Origin of the sequence: uncultured Rhodoblastus sp. (assembly GCF_903903185.1) — a bacterium.
Classification (GTDB): domain Bacteria; phylum Pseudomonadota; class Alphaproteobacteria; order Rhizobiales; family Beijerinckiaceae; genus Rhodoblastus.
The window spans coordinates 1-22,119 of record NZ_CAIUXT010000183.1; the positions used below are offsets into that span (position 1 = coordinate 1).

18 protein-coding genes are annotated in these 22,119 nt (G+C 63.3%); 8 read left to right on the forward strand and 10 right to left on the reverse strand.

The window, feature by feature from the left end; all coding sequences use genetic code 11:
- The first annotated feature begins 503 nt into the window (after positions 1–503).
- On the forward strand, positions 504–2,564 hold the full coding sequence (locus tag QZY01_RS16660; RefSeq protein ID WP_294539325.1) for a M23 family metallopeptidase: 2,061 nt from the start codon (positions 504–506) through the stop codon (positions 2,562–2,564).
- 80 nt (positions 2,565–2,644) lie between these two features.
- Here the strand turns inward: QZY01_RS16660 and QZY01_RS16665 are convergent, their stop codons facing one another.
- The 6 genes from QZY01_RS16665 to dnaK form a co-directional block, all read right to left on the reverse strand.
- Complete coding sequence (locus tag QZY01_RS16665) at positions 2,645–3,268, reverse strand: 2,3-bisphosphoglycerate-dependent phosphoglycerate mutase (protein ID WP_294539328.1); 624 nt, start codon at positions 3,266–3,268, stop codon at positions 2,645–2,647.
- A gap of 24 nt (positions 3,269–3,292) precedes the next feature.
- A complete protein-coding gene (dapB, locus tag QZY01_RS16670) occupies positions 3,293–4,099 on the reverse strand; it encodes a 4-hydroxy-tetrahydrodipicolinate reductase (RefSeq protein WP_294539330.1) in 807 nt (268 codons plus the stop codon).
- 375 nt (positions 4,100–4,474) lie between these two features.
- Positions 4,475–5,197: an orotidine-5'-phosphate decarboxylase gene (gene pyrF, locus QZY01_RS16675; RefSeq protein ID WP_294539332.1), complete on the reverse strand. Its 723-nt coding sequence runs from the start codon at positions 5,195–5,197 to the stop codon at positions 4,475–4,477.
- Between the two features lie 35 nt (positions 5,198–5,232).
- Complete coding sequence (locus tag QZY01_RS16680; protein ID WP_342394906.1) at positions 5,233–6,024, reverse strand: hypothetical protein; 792 nt, start codon at positions 6,022–6,024, stop codon at positions 5,233–5,235.
- An 84-nt stretch (positions 6,025–6,108) separates the two neighbouring features.
- On the reverse strand, positions 6,109–7,245 hold the full coding sequence (dnaJ, locus tag QZY01_RS16685) for a molecular chaperone DnaJ (RefSeq protein ID WP_294539334.1): 1,137 nt from the start codon (positions 7,243–7,245) through the stop codon (positions 6,109–6,111).
- Between the two features lie 193 nt (positions 7,246–7,438).
- On the reverse strand, positions 7,439–9,337 hold the full coding sequence (gene dnaK / locus QZY01_RS16690; RefSeq protein WP_294539337.1) for a molecular chaperone DnaK: 1,899 nt from the start codon (positions 9,335–9,337) through the stop codon (positions 7,439–7,441).
- Positions 9,338–9,770: 433 nt separating this feature from the next.
- Between dnaK and QZY01_RS16695 the strand changes: the two genes are divergently transcribed.
- The 3 genes from QZY01_RS16695 to QZY01_RS16705 all read left to right on the forward strand — a co-directional run bounded on the left by QZY01_RS16695 (position 9,771) and on the right by QZY01_RS16705 (position 12,345).
- Complete coding sequence (locus tag QZY01_RS16695) at positions 9,771–10,595, forward strand: OmpW family outer membrane protein (protein WP_294539339.1); 825 nt, start codon at positions 9,771–9,773, stop codon at positions 10,593–10,595.
- Positions 10,596–10,730: 135 nt separating this feature from the next.
- Positions 10,731–11,690, forward strand: coding sequence for a hypothetical protein (locus QZY01_RS16700; RefSeq protein ID WP_294539341.1), 960 nt, complete (start codon positions 10,731–10,733; stop codon positions 11,688–11,690).
- Positions 11,691–11,766: 76 nt separating this feature from the next.
- Entirely contained in the window at positions 11,767–12,345 is a 579-nt protein-coding gene (locus QZY01_RS16705; RefSeq protein WP_294539343.1) for an NnrU family protein, read from the forward strand.
- On the opposite strand, the gene QZY01_RS16710 is transcribed toward QZY01_RS16705, so the two are convergent.
- The 3 genes from QZY01_RS16710 to QZY01_RS16720 form a co-directional block, all read right to left on the reverse strand.
- The gene (locus QZY01_RS16710) at positions 12,342–14,441 is read right to left on the reverse strand and encodes an SbmA/BacA-like family transporter (protein ID WP_294539346.1); all 2,100 of its coding nucleotides are present in this window, start codon (positions 14,439–14,441) and stop codon (positions 12,342–12,344) included. The genes QZY01_RS16705 and QZY01_RS16710 overlap by 4 nt on opposite strands.
- A 105-nt stretch (positions 14,442–14,546) precedes the next feature.
- A complete protein-coding gene (locus QZY01_RS16715) occupies positions 14,547–15,515 on the reverse strand; it encodes a bifunctional riboflavin kinase/FAD synthetase (protein WP_294539348.1) in 969 nt (322 codons plus the stop codon).
- Between the two features lie 85 nt (positions 15,516–15,600).
- Positions 15,601–16,515, reverse strand: a complete 915-nt coding sequence (locus QZY01_RS16720; protein WP_294539351.1) for a TIGR01459 family HAD-type hydrolase — start codon at positions 16,513–16,515, stop codon at positions 15,601–15,603.
- A 114-nt stretch (positions 16,516–16,629) separates the two neighbouring features.
- On the opposite strand from QZY01_RS16720, the gene hisS reads away from it, so the two are divergent.
- The 3 genes from hisS (at position 16,630) to hisG (ending at position 20,399) form a co-directional block, all read left to right on the forward strand.
- On the forward strand, positions 16,630–18,129 hold the full coding sequence (hisS, locus tag QZY01_RS16725) for a histidine--tRNA ligase (protein WP_294539354.1): 1,500 nt from the start codon (positions 16,630–16,632) through the stop codon (positions 18,127–18,129).
- A gap of 126 nt (positions 18,130–18,255) precedes the next feature.
- Positions 18,256–19,416, forward strand: coding sequence for an ATP phosphoribosyltransferase regulatory subunit (locus tag QZY01_RS16730; RefSeq protein WP_294539356.1), 1,161 nt, complete (start codon positions 18,256–18,258; stop codon positions 19,414–19,416).
- On the forward strand, positions 19,413–20,399 hold the full coding sequence (gene hisG / locus QZY01_RS16735) for an ATP phosphoribosyltransferase (protein ID WP_294539358.1): 987 nt from the start codon (positions 19,413–19,415) through the stop codon (positions 20,397–20,399). The genes QZY01_RS16730 and hisG overlap by 4 nt, the downstream gene beginning before the upstream one ends.
- Here the strand turns inward: hisG and mtgA are convergent.
- Complete coding sequence (mtgA, locus tag QZY01_RS16740; RefSeq protein ID WP_294539361.1) at positions 20,389–21,102, reverse strand: monofunctional biosynthetic peptidoglycan transglycosylase; 714 nt, start codon at positions 21,100–21,102, stop codon at positions 20,389–20,391. The genes hisG and mtgA overlap by 11 nt on opposite strands.
- A 78-nt stretch (positions 21,103–21,180) precedes the next feature.
- Between mtgA and QZY01_RS16745 the strand changes: the two genes are divergently transcribed.
- Positions 21,181–22,113, forward strand: a complete 933-nt coding sequence (locus tag QZY01_RS16745; RefSeq protein WP_294539363.1) for a polyprenyl synthetase family protein — start codon at positions 21,181–21,183, stop codon at positions 22,111–22,113.
- Positions 22,114–22,119: the final 6 nt, after the last annotated feature.

A 22,119-nucleotide genomic window follows, 5' to 3' on the forward strand; every position in this document is an offset into this window, starting at 1 on the left:
AAATACGTGACCGTCGGTATGTTTCTCATGATGATCCAGCAGGCCCTCACGAGCCTGAAGATCCGCAAGGACATCCGCCGTCCACGTTTCTCTTTCTTCCGATGAAATTGTCAAACAGCAAGACAGACCAGATTACAGCCTCTACGCCAAAACGCAAAGACCAAAATCGGCGACAACGCAGCCCCCTGGCTCCCTAGCCAGCAGAACCCTCAAGGCTCAAATAGAGACGCGTCAGCAATCGCCGCTCAATCCGCGGCGACGCCGTCGATACGCGGCTTATAGGTCCCCCAATGCGAAAACGTCAAGCGGAAAAATTCGAGAAAGCGCGCTTTTTTGAAAAATTTCATCGTTTCAGGTAGATACGGACGCAACCGGGGTTACCCAAGACGCCGCATTTGAGCCATTTTTCCCCTGTCTATCTCCCCGCCCGGCTACAGGAGGGACAAGACCTCTTTAAAGGGCTATCTCTTTCGGCCAGCACCCCTGCGGAGACCGATTCCAACTTGCGTTCCGTTCGTTTCGGCGCCGTCCGATCCTCTTCAATCGCCAAGCGTCTGTCGTTCTTCGCTCCTGCCGGAGCGGAGCCGCCGATCGACGCCAAGGGTGATCGCGCGGGGCCTGAGTCGCTCCGTCGCGTTTCGTTGCGCTGGCTTGCTGGAACCGGGCTGACTGGACTGATCGGCGCGGGATTGCTCGGAGGCGCAATCTATGCGGCGTTCGACCGGGAGGCCAATTTTGCCGAAGCGCCAACCCGGGCTTCGCCGCCGCGCAAAGAGGCGGCGGAAGGCGACGGAGTCAATCCACGCAAGGGCGACAGGATCGTAAAGGCAGTTGACATCATCGCCGCCAAACAGACTTTCAAGACGCCGACCGCGATCCGAATCGGGGATCATGAAGTGGTCCGCAACCGTTCCTTCACCCGCGTTTCGACCACTCTGGCCCTCGCAGACACCGGACTTGGCGCCGATGTTCCCGACTTCAATCCGCTCAAGTTGCTAGCGGATTCGAAAAATCCAGAGCAGGATGCGCCCGATTTGGCCCCGGAAGCCGCTCAGCCCCAGGATGACGCCGAGGTCAGCTTCACTTCCGGCGACCTGTCCCCGACCGAATTCGTCGCCGAGAGCGGCGCACTGTCGCTCGACGAAGTGCGGGCGCAGGTGTCGGAGACGGTGAAGAACGCCCAAGCCAGCGGCAGCAGGGCGCCGCTGCCCTTGCCGCCGCAACTGCTGTTGATGCGAACCAGCCACGCCGCCCTTGAGGTTGCGGGTTCTGGCCTGTCCTATGCCTCACCGGGGGTCAGCAATACCAATTCGCCCTTCTCGTCGATAGAGGTTCGGATGGTGCCGGAAAATGTCACCCTGGCGCCGCGAACGACCCCGCCGCCGGCCGAGGCCGCCCGTCCGACGCCCGCGACCGAGCAGCTGGTGATTGTGCGACATAACGAGGTTATCGACGACGTGCTGTCCGGCGCCAAGGTCGGCAAGAATGTCGCGGCAGCCGTAAAAAGCGCTTTTCGCGGCAATCGCGGCGGCGACCCGGTGAGTGAAGGACGCCGCGTAAAACTTTCCTTCTCGGAAACCGAGACCGGCGACGCGCTGCAACTGGCGCGTCTGGCGGTTTATGAAGGCGACAATTTGCTGGCGGCCGTGGCTCTCGCCGACGATGGACGCTACCTTCTGATGGAACGCTCTCCCGCCGCCGAGAAAAGGGTTAAAAAGCCGGCAGGCGACGACGAGTCCGACGGCGAGGACGAGGACTCGGGCGGCATTCGCCTCTATAATTCACTTTATGAAACGGCGTTGAAACAGGACATTCCGCGCCCGATCATCGACCAGATGGTGCGAACTTTCGGCAATGACGTCGATTTCCAGCGCGGGGTCGCGCCGGGCGATTCCATCGATGCCTTTTACGACGACGGCGACGACGCAGAGGGCGGCCATGCTGAACTGCTTTACGCATCGATTACGGCGCGCGGCGAAACTTTCAAATATTACCGCTTTCAGGCGTCCGACGACCAAGGCGTTGACTTTTACGATCCGGCCGGTCGCTCGACGCGCAAATTCCTGCTGCGCAAACCCATGGTAACGGGCGAGTTTCGCGGCGGCTTCGGCATGCGCTATCACCCGATCCTGCATTACACCCGCCCGCATAACGGCGTGGACTGGGCGGCGCCGGTCGGCACCCCGATTTTCGCCGCCGGCAATGGCGTGGTGGTCAAATCGGGTTTCACGTCGGGCTATGGCAGGCGGGTCGAGATCGAACATGTCAACGGCTATGTCACAACCTACAACCACATGTCCGGCTTCGGTCGCGGCATCAGGGAAGGCGTTCGTATCAGCCAGGGCCAGATTGTGGGCTATCTGGGATCCAGCGGGCTCTCAACAGGACCACACCTGCATTACGAAGTCATCGTCAACGGCCATTATGTGGACCCGATGCGCGTCAAGCTGGCGCGCACCCGGCAGTTCGACGGCAAGATGCTCGGCGATTTCAAGCGAGAGCGCGACCGAATCGACGGCCTGATGGCCAAGGCGCCCAATGCAACGCGGATCGCCGGCCCCTGAGCCCGGGACCGCAAAGACGCTCAAATACACAAAATCAGAGTCTTTTCCTTTCATAAGGAACGGAAGGGCTCCTGCAGGAATCAGGCTTCGAGCACCTGCTTCGACTCAACCGTCGAATCCGCCTTGAGGCGGTAGACCAGCGGCACGCCGGTCGCCAGCTCCATGCCGGGAATGGTCTGCGGCGTCAGCCGGTCGAGCACCATGACCAGGGCGCGCAGGGAATTGCCATGGGCCGCGACCAGGGTCCGCTCTCCGCGCAACACCGCCGGCAGAATCTCCTGATTGTAATAGGGCAACGCGCGCGCCACCGTGTCCTTGAGGCTTTCGCCGCCCGGCGGCGGGACGTCATAGGATCGCCGCCAGATATGAACCTGATCCTCGCCCCATTTCTGGCGCGCCTCGTCCTTGTTGAGACCCGATAGATCGCCGTAATCGCGCTCGTTGAGCGCCTGACTCCTGGCGACGGGCAGTGCGTCCTGGCCCAGTTCGCCCAGGATCAGCTGCATCGTGTGCTGGGCGCGCGTCAGGTCAGAGGTGAACCCGGTGTCGAAGCCGAGGCCCAATTCCTTGAGACGGCGGCCGGCGGCCTTCGCCTCGCGGATTCCTTGTTCGGACAGGTCGGGATCCTTCCAGCCGGTGAACAGGTTTTTCAGGTTCCAGTCGCTCTGGCCGTGGCGCACGAGCACGAGAAGTCGTTCGGACACTTTGTTCTCCTGTTGAGGTTAGGTTTAAAAGCCTAGCACGTCCGCCATGGAATAGAGACCCGGCTTTCGTCCGCGCCCCCACAAGGCCGCCTGAACGGCGCCCCGTGCGAAAATGCCGCGATCCTCGGCCTTGTGAGTCAGTTCGATGCGTTCGCCGGTCCCGGCGAAAATGACGCTGTGATCGCCGACAACCGTGCCGCCGCGTAAAGTGGCGAAACCGATGTCGCCCGCCCGCCGCGCGCCAGTGTGGCCTTCACGCGCGCGCACGCTATGTTCGTCCAGCGCAATGTCCCTGCCTCTTGCCGCAGACTCGCCAAGCAACAGCGCGGTTCCCGACGGCGCATCCACTTTCATGCGATGGTGCATTTCGAGAATTTCAATGTCCCATTCGACGCCCAGCGACTTCGACACTTTTTCGACCATGGCGGCGAGAAGATTGACCCCGAGGCTCATATTGCCCGAACGCACGATCACCGCATGGCGGGCGGCGGCCTCAATTTTTGCCAGATCGGCCTCGCTCAGGCCGGTCGTGCCGATGACATGGACGATACGCGCCTGCGCCGCCAGGGCTGCGATTTCGAGCGTCGCCGCCGGCGCGGAAAAATCGATCACGCCATCGGCCTTCAACAAGGCGGCGAGCGGGTCGTCGCTGATTGCTACCCCGAGCGGCCCCAGCCCGCCGATCGAGCCGGCGTCCTGGCCGATCGCCAGCGAACCGGGCCGCTCAAGCGCGGCGGCGAGAACTACGCCCTCAGTTGCGTCGATCGCCTTGACCAGCATCTGGCCCATCCGCCCGGCGGCGCCGACCACGACCAGGCGCATATTGTCCATCCGACCCCCTCCACGCATCGTCTTGCCGCTTTTTAGGCTTTTTTGCGCAAAAGGCAAAAGCCAAGCTGCATTTAAAGCCCTTCGACCAAAGTCAGGTCTGCCATCCTGCGCAGTACAGCCGCCATACGGGAAAACGCGGGCGCCAAATTTTTCATTGCCGTCCGGACAAAGCGGAATTGCGGCTCTACGTTTCAGCTTCAACGGCGGCCAAATCGGGAATGATATCGGCTTTCGACCTTGCCTCAATCCCTTCCGATAAACGTCACGTTGCGGTCATGGCGCCGGGTTAGGTTTAATGGGTCCCGGGCGCTGTTCCCCAGCTCCCCGGTCGACACGCCGGGCCGGAGGTACGCCCGGCGTTCTTTATTGCGCGGATTACGCATTTGGCGAAGCGAGGGCCTCGGCGATTTCGCGCTGGATGGCCAGAGCCGCCTCGCGGGGCTCCGGCGCCGCAAGAACGGGACGGCCGACGACAATGAAATCGGCGCCGCGCGCAATGGCTTCGAGCGGCGTAGCCACCCGCTTCTGGTCGCCGAGCGCGGCGCCTGCCAGCCTAATTCCCGGCGTCACCAGAAGAAGATCGGCCCCGACCAAAGCGCGGATCGCCGGCGCCTCGTCGGCCGAGAGAATCAGTCCGGCAATCCCCGCCTCCTTCGCCTGCAACGCCCGCAGGGCGACAAGTTCGCGCAAAGTCAGGCGATAGCCGGCGGCGACAAGATCGGAATCGTCGTAAGAAGTCATGACGGTTACGCCGAGCACCTGCAGGCTCGATCCCTCCGCGCCCCGGCGCGCGGCGGCCAGAGTCTGCGGAAAGGCGTGGACGGTCAGAAAACGCGCGCCCAGCCGGGCGATTTGCGCCACAGCCTTTTCAACGGTGTGGCCGATGTCGTGCAATTTGAGGTCTATAAAGACCTGCTTGCCGGCTGCTGTGAGTTCGGGCGCCAACTCAAGCCCTCCGCCATAGGCCAGCTCCATGCCGATCTTGTAGAATCCGACGCTGTCGCCGAGCCGCTCGACCATTTTCCACGCTTGGGCCGCGTCGGGCAGGTCGAGGGCGACGATAAGTTTTTCGCTCGGGGCAATGCAGGACAAGGTCATGGGCCGCCTGAAGTTTTCGAGCCGTCGGCTTTAAATCACGAGCGGCGCGATTTGGAAACAGGCGTTTTGGCGGCGCTTGGCGTAAGGCGGGCGCGGGCCTCCTCGAATTCGTCACGGATCTCTTGGCCAAAACGGCGCGACCGGCGCAAAATCTCGTCGATCACATCCGGCGGCGTCTCGACGGCATGAGGGCAATCGGCATGGCGATAGATGAAGATGCGCGCCGGCGGCAAGTTGAGCCAGATCGGAGCCAGGCTTTGGGTCTTGAGATGTAGGCTGCCGCCGACATGTAGGGGCACCGGCGATTTGGCGCCATAGGTGAACTGGATGAAGCGCCCGTCCGGCCCCATCATCTCGAAAGCCTGACGCAACAGCGCCAGCCGCACCGCCTCCGGCTTGGTCAGCAAGGGCAGGCTGGAGACGATGGCCGCAGGCTTGCCTTCAATATGACCGGCGAGGGTTTCGCGCAGCCTGTAGGCGTCGCCACGCAGGATTTTTGCGCCGGGAAATTTTTTCGCCAACAGGTGGCAGAATGAGGGCTCGAATTCGACCAGCACAAGTCGCTCGGGCGCAATTCCCCGAGCAAGGAGCGCTTGGGTAACCGGACCGGTGCCCGGACCCAATTCAACGATCGGGCCGTCGCCAACTGGATCGACGCAATGCGCCATGGCGCGAGCGAGAAAACGGCCGGAGGGCGATATTGCGCCGGCCATGCGCGGATTTTCCAGCCAGCTGCGAATGAACCGCGCTTCGTCGCCCAGTCTCAAGTCGATGAGATTTTTTTGGCGGGACGTTGTTTTCGTCACCTGGTTTTTTTGCGCGCTCAATTTGAAGCCTTTGCTCCCGGAGCCTTTTCAAATGTCATAAATCGCTCACATTCGAATTGGCGTCAAGAAAGCTTGTGAAGCGGATCATGTCAGATCGAAAAACTCTTTCATCTTGGCGAAAAAGCCCGCCGATTCCGGGTGGGTCTTATGGGTCGATTCATTTTCGAACTCGGCCAGCAGCTCTTTCTGCCTCTTGGTCAGGTTCTGCGGCGTTTCGACATTGGCCTGGATGTAGAGATCGCCGAATTCGCGCGAGCGCAGGACCGGCATCCCGCGTCCCTTGATCTTGAACTGGCGGCCCGATTGCGTGCCTTCCTCGACCTTGACCCGAACTTCCGCGCCATCGACGGCATGGACCTTGATTTCGCCGCCCAGCGCCGCTTGCACCATCGAGATCGGCACCCTGCAATAGAGATCGGCCCCTTCGCGCTGGAAGAAGGGATGTGGCTTGATCGAAAGGAAGATGTAGAGGTCGCCGGCGGGTCCGCCCCGCAGTCCCGCCTCGCCCTCGCCGGTTAGCCGGATCCGCGTGCCGTCCTCGATGCCGGCGGGAATATTCACCGACAGCGAGCGGTCACGGGTCACGCGTCCGGCGCCGGCGCAATTGGGACAGGGATTGTCGATCACTTCGCCACGTCCATGGCAGGCCGGACAGGCCCGCTCGATCGAAAAGAACCCTTGCTGAGCTCGCACACGGCCGGCGCCGCCGCAGGTCGAACAGGTCTTCGGTTTGGAGCCGGCCTTGGCGCCGCCCCCCGAACATAGCTCGCAAGTCACGGAGGTTGGCACCTTCAAGGTCGCCGACTTGCCGTGAAAAGCCTCCTCCAGGGTGACCTCCATGTTGTAGCGCAGGTCCGAGCCGCGTTCGCGTCCGGTGGAACGTCCGCGCCGGCCGCCGCCCATGACATCGCCAAACAGGTCGTCGAAAATATCGGCCATCGAGGCCGCGAACCCTTCGCCCATGCCGAAACCACCCGCCGGGCCACCGCCGCCCTGTTCGAAAGCGGCATGGCCATGGCGGTCATAGGCTGCTCGTTTTTGGCCGTCGGACAATATCTGATAGGCTTCGTTGACTTCCTTGAATTTTGCCTCGGCGTTCTTGTCGCCCGGATTCTTGTCGGGATGATATTGCATCGCCTGTTTGCGGAAGGCGCCTTTCAGCTCGACTTCGCTACATGAGCGGGAAACGCCGAGAATTTCATAATAGCAGCGTTTGGCCATCGAAGGTGTGATCCAGATTTGCGAAGGTCCGGTCCGGATTTATTGACAGGACGGTTCTGGCGAGGCGGCCTGAAATAGCCCGAATTCGGCCTGACGAGCTAGACGCTGCGCGCCACTGACGCAACAGGTTTTTTCGCCGGCGATGGCAGAAAAAAGCCGGCGCGGGAGAACCGCGCCGGCTTTTTGTCGGCGCTCAGGCGCCTTTCTTATCGTCCTTGACTTCCTTGAAGTCGGCGTCGATCACGTCCTCTTCGGCTTTGGCCTCGTGGCCAGCGCCGGCGCCCGCCTGTTCGGCCTTGTACATGGCCTCGCCAAGTTTCATCGACGCCTGGGCCAATTCGGTCGAGCGGGCGTTGATGGCCTCGATATCTTCGCCTTCGAGCGCGGTCTTGAGGCCGGCGATCGCCGCCTCAATGGCGCTCTTGTCCGAGCCGGCGACTTTGTCGCCGAATTCCTTGAGCGACTTTTCCGCCGAATGGACCAGGGCCTCACCCTGGTTGCGGGCGTCGACCAAGGCGCGGCGCTGCTTGTCCTCGGCGGCATGGGCCTCCGCGTCCTTGACCATCTTGTCGATATCGGATTCCGACAGGCCGCCGGAGGCCTGAATACGTATCTGCTGTTCCTTGGACGTGGCCTTGTCCTTGGCCGTAACCGACACGATGCCGTTGGCGTCAATGTCGAAGGTCACCTCGATCTGAGGCATGCCCCGCGGCGCCGGGGGGATCCCGACGAGATCGAACTGGCCCAAGGCCTTGTTGTCCGCCGCCATTTCGCGCTCGCCCTGGAAAACGCGGATGGTCACGGCCGTCTGCGAATCCTCGGCGGTCGAGAACACTTGGCTCTTTTTGGTCGGGATGGTGGTGTTGCGGTCGATCAGGCGGGTGAAAACGCCGCCGAGCGTCTCGATGCCAAGCGACAGCGGAGTGACGTCGAGCAGCAGCACGTCCTTGACATCGCCTTGCAGCACGCCGGCCTGGACCGCCGCGCCAATGGCGACGACTTCATCGGGGTTGACGCCCTTGTGCGGCTCCTTGCCGAAGAACTGCTTCACCACTTCCTGCACGCGCGGCATGCGGGTCATGCCGCCGACCAGCACCACTTCGTTGATCTCCGCAGCGGAAAGCCCGGCGTCCTTGAGCGCTTTGCGGCATGGTTCGATCGTGCGCTGGATCAGATCGTCGACCAGGGCCTCATATTTCGCGCGGGTGAGCTTCAAGGTCAGGTGCTTCGGACCCGAAGCGTCGGCGGTGATATAGGGCAGGTTGATGTCGGTCTGGGTCGCCGAGGACAATTCGATCTTGGCTTTTTCGGCCGCCTCCTTGAGGCGCTGGAGGGCCAGTTTGTCCTTCTTGAGGTCGATGCCCGAATCCTTCTTGAATTCCTCCGCGAGATATTCGACCAGGCGCATGTCGAAATCCTCGCCGCCAAGGAACGTATCGCCATTGGTCGATTTAACCTCGAACACGCCGTCGCCGATCTCGAGCACCGACACGTCGAACGTGCCGCCGCCCAGATCATAAACCGCGATCGTGCCGGCGCCCTTTTTGTCGAGGCCGTAGGCGAGCGCCGCCGCAGTAGGCTCGTTGATAATGCGCAGCACTTCGAGGCCGGCGATCTTGCCGGCGTCCTTGGTGGCCTGGCGCTGGGCGTCGTTGAAATAGGCCGGAACGGTGATCACCGCCTGGGTGACGGTCGAGCCAAGATAGGATTCGGCGGTTTCCTTCATCTTCTGCAGGATGAAGGCGGAAATCTGCGAGGGAGAATATTGCTTGCCGTCCGCCGAGACCCAGGCGTCGCCATTGCCCGCCTTGACGATCTTGTAGGGGACGAGGCTGATGTCCTTTTGCGTCATCGGATCGGCAAAGGTGCGACCGATCAGGCGCTTGATAGCAAAAAAGGTCTTTTCGGGATTGGTGACCGCCTGCCGCTTGGCCGGTTGGCCCGTGAGGCGTTCGCCGTCGTCGAGAAAAGCGACGATCGAGGGCGTGGTGCGTGCGCCTTCCGCGTTTTCGATAACCTTGGGGGTAGAGCCCTCCATCACGGCCACACAGGAATTGGTGGTGCCGAGATCGATGCCGATAACTTTTGCCATGGGTGAATGTTCCTTTCTTTCGCAGAACCGCCGGACCCCGAAGCGGTCCGGCGATGGGCGGACCTTCGTCACGCCCGGTCCCCGACTTGCGTTGAGATTGGGATGAGGGCGCCCGCATACAAGAGCGCTGCTGATATAGGGGCGGGGTTTTTTGCCCGCAAGCGGGGTCGGGTCGTTAGGGTCAAGGGAAGGTTTCGCCATGCGGCGGCGGATGTGGCATTGGCGCAACGCTCCGGGGAAATTGTGCTCAGGCCCGCAGGGCGGAGCCGATCGGAAACGGCGGGAATGCCCGCAAAAACAGGGAAAAAGGCTCTAACGAACCGGCGACGACGATTTGGCCGCACGCGAAAAACAGGGCATTATGTTGACAAATGCCTGAGCGAATTGCAGCTTCAGAGTTGGTTTATATATAAACAAAAACTGGGAGAAACACATGAGGTTCCATCTGTCTTTCAACAAGTGGGGCGCCGCCGGCGTCCTGAGCCTGATCGCCGCGAGCTGTGGGGCTGTCGGTTCGAGCGCCTCGGCGGCCGATCTGCCGAGCGTCAAGGAACCCATCGCCGTCGCTCCGGCGGCCGATGATTTCCAGCCGTTTTTCGTGAAGATCGGCGTCACCTATGCGATCAACACCAGCACGTCGCAGCTCTGGGGGCAGAATCCGGCTCTTTACCGTTTTGGAGCGGTTCAGGCTTTCCCGGCCGGCGTCGGCGCGACCATCGGCAATATCACCACGATTGGCTTCGAGTCGGGCTATTTCGTTACGCGCAACATCTCGATCGATGTTTCCGGCGGCATTCCTTTCTACGCCAAGGACAGCACCAAGGGGTTCAATCCGCGCAATCCCACCGTTCCCAATGGCACGGTGCTTTCCCAGATCATGCCGGCGGTGGTGCCGATCACCGTGCTCTATCATTTCGACAATTTCGGCCCGGTCAGACCCTATCTCGGCGGCGGCTTCGCGCCGGGCTTTTCCTTCAACAACAAGAATGCCTTCCTGAACAACGTCTCGGTTGGCGGTGCGGTTGGCTGGGTCTTGCAGGCGGGCGCCGAATATATGATCGACAAGCATTGGGGCCTGAGTATCGACGCCAAGAAGATATTCTCCTACGTCGAGGCCCGCGGCACGAGCATCAACCTGCCAGGCGTCGGCGCCGTGCCGGCAGTCGTCGTTCAACACACACATTTTGATCCTTGGCTGCTTTCTGTCGGTTTCGTATACCGCTTTGGCTTGCCGGACGCTGTCGTCGCCAAATATTGAGGCGCCGGTTCGCCGGTCCGACGAATTTGCGCTCTCCGCCTCCGGCGGGGAGCTTTTTCGTTTCACCTGCGTAATTATGGCGGCGCTGCGCGAAGAATGATAAGAAATTTTCTTCCCCCATCCTATAAAAAAGCCATGCATCCCATTTTCCTTGCCGCCACAATGTTCCTGAGCCTCGCGCCGGTCGCAAGCCGCGCGCAAATGGTGCTGCCCGGCGCGGTCGCCGCGCCGACCCCGGCAGGCCAGCCGGGCGCTCCGCCGTCCCATCAGAGCCAGGGCGGCAAGCCAAAAGGCGACGCGACGGCGGACCGCCCTTTCGCTCCGGCCAAACCGCCCGCCCTCGATACCATCGTCGGAAAGCCGCTCAGCCTGTCGGGATCGCGCGGCATCTTGCTGGTTGAAAAGTCCGGCGCCGATCCGCGCCTGTCTCGCCTCACCTTGACCGGCGACAGGATTTCCCAGCCAAACCAGTCCTGCGAAGTGACCATGGGCGGCGCCGAATCGCTGGCGCTCAAACCTCTGGGGTCGCCGGACGGCGTGCTCCGATTCGAGCTCGACTCGTCCGCCTGTCCGATACAATTCGATGTGCTCAACGGCGCGCTGAGCGCCGCCGGCGCTGCCGGCGGGTGTTCTTTCGTCCAGGCCGATTGCCGCGCCGATGGGGCAGGACTTTGGGGGCCGCCGGGCGCCTCGTTCGGAGAGCCCCAGGCGAAATCGATCGAGCGCGAGCGCACGACGCTGGAAAACAACGTTCGGGACCATTTTCGCAGGCTGCTGGGCAAGTTCAAGAAAGACAAGCTGGCCCTCCAGGCCGCCGTCAAGGAACAGGCGGCTTTTTCCGCCAGCCGGGCGCAGACATGCCGCGATTACGACCGCGAGGACGCGCATGGATTTTGCGCACTTCGCTTGACCGAAGCCCGCGATTTCCGTCTTCAGGCCCGTTTGACCGGTGAAAACGCCGGAAGTAAAGACCGGAAACCGGCCAAACCTGTGTCCAAGCCCGCTGATTCGAAGCCCTCGGCCGCCAAGTCTCCAACCCTGGCGAATCCCGTCGTCGAACCCGCCCGGTCGCAGGATGGCGCCCCGACGTTTTAAGCCTGTCCCGGCCGTTCAGATATGGTTTATGCTATAGCCTTGCCTTCCCCATGGACGTGGCAGACGGAGTTTAGCGATGGCGATATTGGTTCTTGGTCTTGTTCTGTTCATCGGCGCCCATTCGACACCGACATTTCCCGATTTTCGCACCGGCCTGATTGAGCGGCTCGGCCCCGGACCCTACAAGCTGCTTTTCACCGCCGCCTCGCTCGCCGGGCTGGTCCTGATCGTCGTCGGCGCCTCCGCCCTGCGCGGCTCGGCGGAGGACTTGGCGATCTGGTCGCCGCCGCTTTGGACGCGGCATCTGGCCCTGGCCCTGATGCTTCCCGCCTTCGTGCTGATCGCCGCCGCCAATATTCCTTCGCATATCCGCGACAAGGCCCGCCATCCGATGCTCGCCGGCGTCAAGATATGGGCGTTTGCGCATCTACTCGCCAATGGCGATCTTCTCGCGCTGCTGCTGTTTGGCTCATTTCTGGCCTACGCGATCTATGACCGGATTTCGCTCAAGCGCCGCGCCGCCGAGCCGAAAAGCCCGGCGCGGGGCTGGGGCGGCGACGCGGCGGCGGCGCTGATCGGCACAGCCCTATGGGCCGTGACCTTGTTTTGGCTGCATCCGCTCGCCGGCGTCCCGGTTCTGCCTTCCGCCGTTTAATTCGCGAGCACAGCGACTCTCGCCGGTCCGCCATCGGCGCCGGGCGACACCTGCGCCCGCGCGGGGTGAAAAGCCGCAAGAGTCGAACGATGACCGATCGAAACCAAAGTGGTGTTCGGCAGGCGGTCGGCGAGCATGGCGTAAATCGCCGCCTCGGTCTCCTCGTCGAGCGCGGCGGTGGCCTCGTCGAGCAGTAGCCAGTCGGGGCTGGCGAGCACGGCGCGGGCGATGGCCAGCCTCTGCTGTTCGCCGCCGGAAAGTCTTTGCGTCCAATTGTCGATCTCGTCGAGCTTTGCCGCCAGTTGCGGCAGGCGCGCGTCGATCAGGGCCGCCTCGATCGCCGAATCGGGATGGAAGTCCGGGTCGGTTGGATAGATCACGGCCTGGCGCAGCGTTCCCATCGGAATATAGGGTCTCTGCGGCAACAGCAGCATCCGACCTTCCGCAGGCTTTGCAACGTCGCCGGAGCCGAAGGGCCACACCCCGGCCATGGCGCGGAACAGGGTCGATTTGCCAGAGCCAGAAGGGCCGGTGACGAGCAGATTGCGACCCTTGGTCAGCGTCAGATTGACGGATTGCAACAGCGCCTGGCCGGAGGGCAGACAGACCGTCGTTCCGCGAAGGGCGGGAGCCGGCGCGCCGATTTCGACCTGGATCCCGTCGGTCGCCTGAGTCGCCTCGATCGCGGCGTCGAAGGAGGTGAGACGGTCGAGCACCGCTTTGAAACCGGCCAGCGAAGCGTAATAGCTGACGAAGAAGTTCAGGGCGCCTTCAACCTGGCCGAAGGCCCCCGCGGTCTGGCTCATGGTTCCAAGCGTGATCTTGCCGAGAAAATAAAACGGCGCGGAAAAGACATAGGGGATGATCGGGCTAAGCTGGCCATAAAAACCGGTGAAGGCCGTCAGCTTCTTGCGCAGGTTGATCATGTCGAGATAATTGGCGATCAGCGCCGCGAACCTTATGCGCAACGCGCTCTCCTCGGCCTTTTCGCCGTTCAGCAACGCCACCTGCTCGCTATATTCGCGCAACCGCGCCAGCGAGAAGCGGAAATCCGCCTCGACTTTCTGCCGGGTGAACATGATGCGCACGAGCGGGCGACCGATCAGATGGGTGATCAGTGTTCCGGCGGCGGCATAGATCAAGGCGACCCAGAACAGCAGGCCCGGCAAGGCGAAGTTGGTGCCGGGAAAGGTAAAATTGGCCGAAATACTCCATAGCAATATGGCGTAGGAAACCAGCGACGACAAAGTTGAGATCAACAGGATCGAATAATTATAGACGCCCTGGCCGAAGGCGCCGCCCTCGCCGCCGCCATCGATGAATCGCGCCACGTCTTCTGCGATACGCTGGTCAGGATTGTCCGTGGGGCCGCCAGTGAGCGACATCCGGTAGTGAGCGTGGCCGACAAGCCAATGGGAAATGTAGAATTGCGTCAGCCAGCGCCGCCAACGGATGACCAGATAGGAGCTGACGACATATTCGACCACAAGGCTACCGATCAGGATGAATACCCACGGGACGAAGACCGAAAACAGCTGATGCCAGAATTCGCCGCTGTTCTTGTCCTGGATCGCGTTGCCGAAATCGCGATGGAAGAAATTCAGTCGCAGCGAAATGGCGACCTGGGCCTGATTCAGCACCACGAGAAACACCACCATGCCCGTGGCGAGACGGCGCTCCGTCGTCCTGAAGCGCAATGGTCCCAGACCGGAGCCGGTCTCGTCGTCCGCGCGGAAGAAGCGGTCGGCGATGCGGGTCAGTGTGCGCACAACCGGAAGGTGCGAAACGGCGAAGACGATGATGGCGAACATGGCGACCGTCAGCGCTAGGGTCGGCGGAAACCGGGCCTCCTGAAGGGCCTTTGGCCAATAGCCAAAGCGCCCGGCGAAATCGCCGAGGCCGAAAAGGATGGTCTCGACCGAAAACAGGGCGAGGAAGATTTTCAGGAAGGGCGACATCGGGCCGCTGCGTTGGCAGCAATAGGCGACGATGAGGCTGGCTGCGGCGAGCAGGTCGAGGGTCGGGTCCGACAACGCATAGCCGGCGAAGCCGGAAATTATGCCGAAGATCGCGACCGCCAGGCCAAGAAGTCTCATGGTCTTCCTCGTCTAAAAGGGGGCCGGCGAATCGGCGCCGGCCCGAAGGGTTTGGACTATAGCGGAGCGACGTCCACTTCCCGTAAGCCCCAATGCGCGAAAAGCTCAGCCGCCGAGGATCTGGCGCGCCTGTTCCTCGTCGCGGCGGATTTGCGCCAGCAAGGCGTCGAGCGAATCGAATTTCTGTTCCGGGCGGAGGAAATCGATAAAGAAAACCTCGATTTCCTTGTCATAAAGATCGCCGGAAAAGTCGAATATATAGACTTCCAGCAGCGGCGGGCCATTATCAAAGGTCGGACGGCGGCCGAAGCTTGCGACGCCCTTGAGCAATGCGCCGTCGATAGCGACTTCGACCGCATAGATGGCGAATTTGAGCCGGCAGGACTCGTCCACCGCGAGATTGGCGGTGGGATAGCCCAATTGCCGCCCGAGCTTGGCGCCGTGAATCACCGAGCCGATCAGCGACCAGGGATGGCCGAGCAGGGCGGCGGCGTCGGCGACGTCGCCACGTTCCAGCGCCTCGCGTGTCGCAGTCGAGGAAACCGCTTCGAGCGAACCTTCGTCGTCGGCGACGACTTTTTCGACAATTTCCACCTGAAACCCGAATTTTTCCGCCTGTTCGCGCAAATAAGACGGCGAGCCGGCGCGCCGTGCGCCGAAATGGAAATCATAGCCGACGACCACGGCTCCGACGCCGAGCCTGCGCACCAAAATTTCGCTCAGGAAAGTCTCGGCGTCCTGGCGCGCCAGATCGGCGTCGAAGGTCAGCACGATCATCCCGTCGAGGCCGAGTTCGGCAAGCCGATGCGCTTTGGCGTCGCGACTGGTCAGCCGGAAAATCATGTTTCCGGCGCCCTTGCCACCCTTCGCGAAAAAATCAGCCGGATGCGGCTCGAAAGTCAGCACGGCGCAAGGCCTTCCCAGCCGCTGGGCGAGACTTCGTGCGCGGAAAATCACGGCGCGATGGCCGCGATGCACGCCGTCGAAATTGCCGATGGCGACAACCGCGCCTTCGAGACCCTCCGGCGGCTGCGCGGGATCGACGCTTAGGATGAATCGCTTTTTCGGCGCCATGTTTTGCGTTCCAGCAACGGCTATAATCGGGGGCGGCGCCGGCAAGGCGCGCGTCGCGCCCGTTCGTTGGACGACCGCGCCGGCGTCACCACGCCAGCCGGTTCATCCGGTAGACCGGCGATATTCCGTGATCATGGGTGAATTGCTTGTAACCCTCGGCGTCGAGCGGCCCGCCCTCGCCCTCATGCAATTCCTTGCGGTGGATGCCTTCGGTGATCAAGAGACTGTCGAGGCCCATGGCCGTCGCGCCGGCGATGTCGGTATGCATGGCGTCCCCGATGGCGAGCACCCGGTCGAGATCGAGCGGCCGGTTGCGCGCGCGCTCCAAAAGGCCGAGCGCCAGCCGGTAAATGGCGGCATAAGGCTTCCCCGCCTGCTCGACTTCGCCGCCCATCGCCTCGTAGCGTTCGGCGACGGCGCCGGCGCAAAAGACCAGTTGGTCGCCGCGATAGACCACGAGATCGGGATTGGCGCAGATCATCGGCAGGTTTTTCGCTCGCAAGGCTTTCAGTACGCCGACGTAATCGTCGGGAGTCTCGACCGTATCGTCCACGAGGCCGGTGCAGACCGCGAAATCCGCTGCTTCGAGCGGAACCGGAGCGATCTTGCGGCCCGCCAGGGACGAAGCTGCGGCAAAGACCGGCAGGTCGCGGTCGGGACCGATCAGGTATGGAAGCCCCGGCAGGCGGTCGACAATCGCCTGGGCGCAGACATCGCCGGAAGTCGCGATTGCATCATAAGACTCGGCGGTAATGCCGAGCGAGGCGAGTTGCTCCGCCACCTCAGCCTTGGGGCGCGGCGCATTGGTGATCAGCGTCACCGGCTTACCGAGCCGGCGCAGATGGCGCAGGGCGTCGGCTGCGGCAGCCTGGCTGCGCTCGCCATTGTGCAGCACGCCCCAGATGTCACACAGCACGCCGTCATAACGCTCGCAAAGCTCGGACAGGTTGGACAGCATGGCGCCGCCGTCCAGCCCCGAATGGTCGGTTTTTTGAGTCATGTCACGCGGCTAAACATAGCCCGCCCCGATGTCAAGGCGCGAAAAGCCCATCCCGCAAGACTTGTCTGCAACCTTGGCGCCGCCTATGACAGGCCTTCCAAACGGATAGAGATCATGACAGAAGCTAATGCCGCCGCCTCCCTTGTCAAAGCGCGCCTGCCGCGCGGTTTTGCCGATCGTGGGGCCGACGAAATAGCCGCCGTCGACGCCATGCTGGCGGCGATCCGCGAGAACTTCCGGCTATACGGCTTCGAGGCGATCGAGACGCCGACCATTGAATATACCGAGGCGCTCGGCAAATTCCTGCCCGATCAGGACCGGCCCAACGAGGGCGTATTCTCCTTTCAAGACGATGACGAGCAATGGCTTTCGTTGCGCTATGACCTGACCGCGCCGCTGGCGCGCCATTTCGCCGAAAATTTCGAGGCTTTGCCGAAACCCTACCGCACTTATCGCGGCGGTTTTGTCTTTCGCAATGAAAAGCCGGGTCCGGGACGCTTTCGGCAATTCCTGCAATTCGACGCCGACACCATCGGATCGTCGAGCCCGGCCGCCGACGCCGAACTCTGCATGATGGCCGCCGACACCCTCGAAAAGCTGGGGATCGCGCGCGGCGATTATTGCATCAAGATCAACAATCGCAAGATCCTCGATGGCGTGATGGAGGCCATCGGGCTCGGCGGCGAAGGCGACGCCGCGCGCCGCCTCGTGGTGCTGCGCGCCATCGACAAGCTCGACCGTCTCGGTCCGGAAGGCGTGCGGCTGCTGCTCGGCGCTGGACGCAAGGACGAATCCGGGGATTTCACCAAAGGCGCGGGCCTGGCCGATGAAGCGATAGACAAGGTTCTCGCCTTCACCAACGCCCGGCGCGCCACCAATGCCCAGACGCTCGCCGCTCTCGCCAATATCGTCGCCACATCGGCGCGCGGGCTTGAGGGCGTCGCCGAACTGCAAGCCATCGACGATCTCGCCAGGGCGGCCGATTATAACGAGAGCCGGCTGACGCTCGATCCTTCGGTGGTGCGCGGACTCGAATATTACACCGGCCCGGTGTTCGAGGCCGATCTGACCCTTGCCGTCAAGGACGACAAGGGGCAACCGGTCCGCTTCGGCTCGATTGGCGGCGGCGGCCGTTATGACGGGCTGGTGGCGCGCTTTCGCGGCGAGGACGTTCCGGCGACCGGCTTTTCCATCGGCGTGTCGCGCCTTTACGCGGCGCTCAAGGCGATCGGCTCGCCCATTGTCGCCAGCGCGGCGCATAATGGCCCGGTAGTGGTTCTGGTGATGGACCGGGATCAATTGCCGCATTACCAGGGCCTGGTTGCGCGATTGCGCGAGGCCAATCTGCGCGCCGAGCTTTATCTCGGCGCGGCGGGCTTGAAGGCGCAGATGAAATATGCCGACCGGCGCAAAAGCCCTTGCGTGGTCATACAGGGCTCGAACGAACGCGAGCGCCAGGAAGTGCAGATCAAGGATCTGATCGAGGGGGCGCAGGCGGCGGCGACCATCGGCTCCAACGAGGAATGGAAAGCGGCGCGTCCGGCGCAGATTTCGGCGCTCGAATCCGACATGGTCGCGGCGGTGCGGGAAATTCTGGAGCGCCACGGGCTTTAGTTTTTCGCGAATCGGGGTGTTGCGCCGCTGCGTAAACCCTTCCCGGCGAAAAGGGATGCGCGCGCCGTGCGCTTTTGTTAAAGCAGGCCCCGATTGCGGGCGTTTCCCCGCACTTGGGAGTCAGGGATGGGCGCCGGTCAGGACCAGGGGGGCGAGGCTTTTCTGCAAAAGCTCGAAGCCGCGGGCTATCTGCCCTGCGACCCCGCGATTTTGCAGCCGGCCAATGTCTTTCTCGATCTGTCGGGCGAGGACATGCGCGGACGCCTGCTGCTGGCCTCGGACGGCGCCGCCGATTATTGCCTGCGGCCGGAATTCACCATTCCCGTCTCGCTCGCCTATCTCGCGTCACCGCAAGCCGGCGGACCGGCGGCTTTCAGCTGCCATGGCCCGGTTTTCCGCCAGCGGCCCGCCCTTGCGCCGGAATTCCTGCAGGCGGGCCTTGAAAATTTCGGCCGCGATGACCGCGAGGCCGCCGACGCCGAAATCCTGGCTCTGGCGCTGGAGGCGGCGAGCGAAAGTTTCGGCGATTCCAGCAAGCCCCGCAGGGATTCCGGCGACTGGCGCATCCGTGTTGGCGACGCCGGCCTGCTGACCGCCCTGCTCGAAAAACTCGAACTGCCGCCGGTCTGGCTGCGGCGCATTCGCGGCGGCCTCGCCAAGGGCCAGAAACTCGACGTCATCTTCCAGCCCGCCCGCGACGAGGCAGCCGATCATTCCGGCGTGCTCGCAGCGCTCGACGGCGCCGACAAGGCGGGCGCTCGCGCCCTCGTCGAGGATTTGCTCAAGATCGCCGGCATTTCCGCGCTCGGCGGACGCACTTCCGGCGAAATCGCCGATCGCTTCCTCGAACAGGCTGAATTGCGTTCGGGCGCCGGGCTCGACGGCGCCAAGCGCGCGCTGCTGGCGGCGTTTTTCGCGGTGGAGGGGCATCCGGACGAGGCTTCGGCGCGTCTGCGGCGGGTTTTCGCCACGGCGGGACTCGATCTGGCGTCGGAAATGGATTGTTTCGACCAGCGGCTCAATTTCCTCGCGGCGCGCGGAATCGACCTCGACGCCATTCATTTTTCCGCCGGTTTCGCACGCAATCTCGATTATTATACCGGTTTCGTGTTCGAGGCGGTCGAGGCCGGGGCGCCCGAAAGCGCCCCGGTGGTCGCCGGAGGACGCTACGACCGTCTGCTGTCGACGCTCGGCGCCCGGTCGGCGATCCCCGCCGTCGGCGCCGCGATCTGGATCGAGCGTCTCAATCCGCTTCCAGGGATGTCGCAACGGGAGCGCGAGCAATGAGCGCGTTTATCGGCGCGGGGCTGGTGTTGGCGGTGCCGTCGAAAGGCCGCCTGCAGGAAAACGCCAACGCCTTCTTCGGTCGCGCCGGCCTCACCGTGACGCAGGGACGCGGGGCCCGCGACTATCGCGGCGCCCTCGCGGGGGTCGAAGGCGTCGAAGTGGCCTTCCTGTCGGCCTCGGAAATCGTCAAAAATCTCGCCAGCGGCGCGGCGCATCTCGGCGTCACCGGCGAAGATCTGGTGCGCGAGGCGCAGGCGGAAAGCAGGGTAACGCTGCTGACGCCGCTCGGATTTGGCCACGCCAATGTCGTCGTCGCCGTGCCACAGGCCTGGATCGACGTGCGCACCATGGCGGACCTCGAAGATGTCGCCTCGGCCTTTCGCGCCCGGCGCGGCGAGCGGATGCGCGTCGCCACCAAATATGTCAACACCACCCGCGCCTTCTTTCGCCAAAAGGGCGTGACCGATTATCACATCGTCGAAAGCCTCGGCGCCACCGAGGGCGCGCCCGCCGCCGGCCAGGCGGAACTGATCGTCGACATTACCTCGACCGGCGCGACGCTCGAAGCCAATGGGCTCAAGATTCTCGACGACGGGGTGATCCTGCGCTCGCAGGCCAATCTGGTCGCCTCGCTTGGCGCCGGCTGGACGCCGCAATGGCGCGAAGTCGCGCGAAAAATCCTGTCGCGCATCGTGGCGGAAGGCGAAGCGCGCGCAACCCGCGAATTGATTGCGACGCTGCCGCGCGAGCCCGAAGGTTTCGACGCCCGCCTGAGCGCGTTTGGCGCGCGTCTGAGCCGCCGCGCCGCCGAGGGCCGGATCACCCTGTTCGCGCCGAGGGCCGAGGCCCCGGCGCTGGCCGACTGGCTGATCGGCCAGGGCGCGGAAGACGTGATCGTGCGGCAGAGCGATTATGTGTTCACGGCGCGCAACCCGCTTTACGAGCTTTTGATCGCCAGCCTCCCCGAGGCGGTCAAGGCTTGAGACAAAAAGTCGGCGCGCCGCCCGACGCCATCCGCGCCATGATTCGGGCCGCCATACGCGTGTGAAGCGCGCCGGGCCGGCGCGGGTCGCGCTTGAGCGGATTGGGCAGGGCGACGGCCAGCAGCGCCGCCTCGCGCGGCGTCAGGCTGGACGCCGGTTTGCCAAAATAGCGCCGCGCCGCCGCCTCCGCCCCGAAAATCCCGTCGCCCCACTCGGCGACATTGAGATAGGCCGAGAGAATGCGCGGCTTCGACCACACAAGATTCAGACCGAGCGTCAACGGGATCTCGACCGCCTTGCGCAACACGAGGCGTCCGGGAAACAGGAACAGATTCTTCACCGTCTGCATGTCGATGGTCGAAGCGCCGCGCGATTGTCCGCCGTCCCGACGCGCCGCCACCACGATGCGCAAGGCTCCCCAGTCCACGCCGGAATGAAGGCAGAAACGCGCGTCCTCGGAGGAGATGACGGCCTGTTGCAGGTGGGCCGAGATTTTTTCCAGCGGGACCGCGACGCGCTCGACTTTGCGGCCGGTAACCCAGCGGGCGAGCATCGGCGTCGAGACCGGCTCGACGAAGCTGTCGAACAGCAACAGGCCAAGAAAAACCGCCAAGAGCGCGAGGAGCAGCCGGAGCAGCCAGACCCGGATTTTTGCCCAGACGGACGGCTTTTTCTTGCGCGGAAGGGCGGATGGGGCGGTCATCGCCCAAAAACCTTGACCCAGGACGGCGCATCGGGCAAGCGAACTTGCGAGGATTTACGCGCGACGAAGGGATGCGGAATGGGCGACCATTTGGCAAAGGATGAATTCGCCATGCGCCTGGTCGCGGTCGCCGGGGCGACCGAAGCCATGCTCGACAACCTGTTGCAGCCGCATTGCCTGCCGGGCGAGAAGGATCGTCCGGCCCGTCTGCTGGCGGCGATGCGCTATGCCGCGCTCGGAGGCGGCAAGCGCCTGCGGCCTTTCCTGCTGGTCGAAACCGCCCGGCTGTTCGGCCTTGAGGGCGAGGGCGTGTTGCGCGCCGCCTGCGCGCTCGAAATGATTCATTGCTATTCGCTGGTTCACGACGACCTGCCGGCGATGGACAACGACGACCTGCGGCGCGGCCGCCCGACCGTCCACAAGGCGTTCGACGAGGCCGCCGCGATTCTGGCCGGCGACGGGCTGCTGACCTATGCATTCGACATCGTCGCCGACGCGCCGACTCATGCTGACCCGGCGGTGCGCGCCGATCTGACCCTGATGCTCGCCCGCGCGGTGGGTTTGGGCGGCATGGTCGGGGGACAAGCGCTCGATCTCGAAGCCGAGGGCCGCGACACGCCCCATGAAGCCGGTTTCGTCGCCTTGATGCAGGCGATGAAGACAGGCGCGCTGCTGCTTTACGCGGTGGAGGCCGGCGCGCGCATGGGCGGCGCCAACGCCCTGCAAAAGGCGGCGCTGAGCCGCTTTGGCGCGGCGCTCGGCGCGGCCTTTCAGGTCGCCGACGACATTCTCGACGCCGAGGGCGACGAGGAGGCTTTGGGCAAGCGCGCCGGCAAGGACGCCGACCGCAACAAGGCGACGCTCGTCGCCGTGCTCGGACTTGCGCAAGCGCGCAAGAAGCGCGACGCTCTGGCGCGGGAGGCGATCCAGGCGCTCGAAGACGGCGGTTTCGGCGACAAGGCCGGCGTGCTGGCCGAAGCCGCGCGTTTCACCGTCAACCGGAAATCCTGAACATTC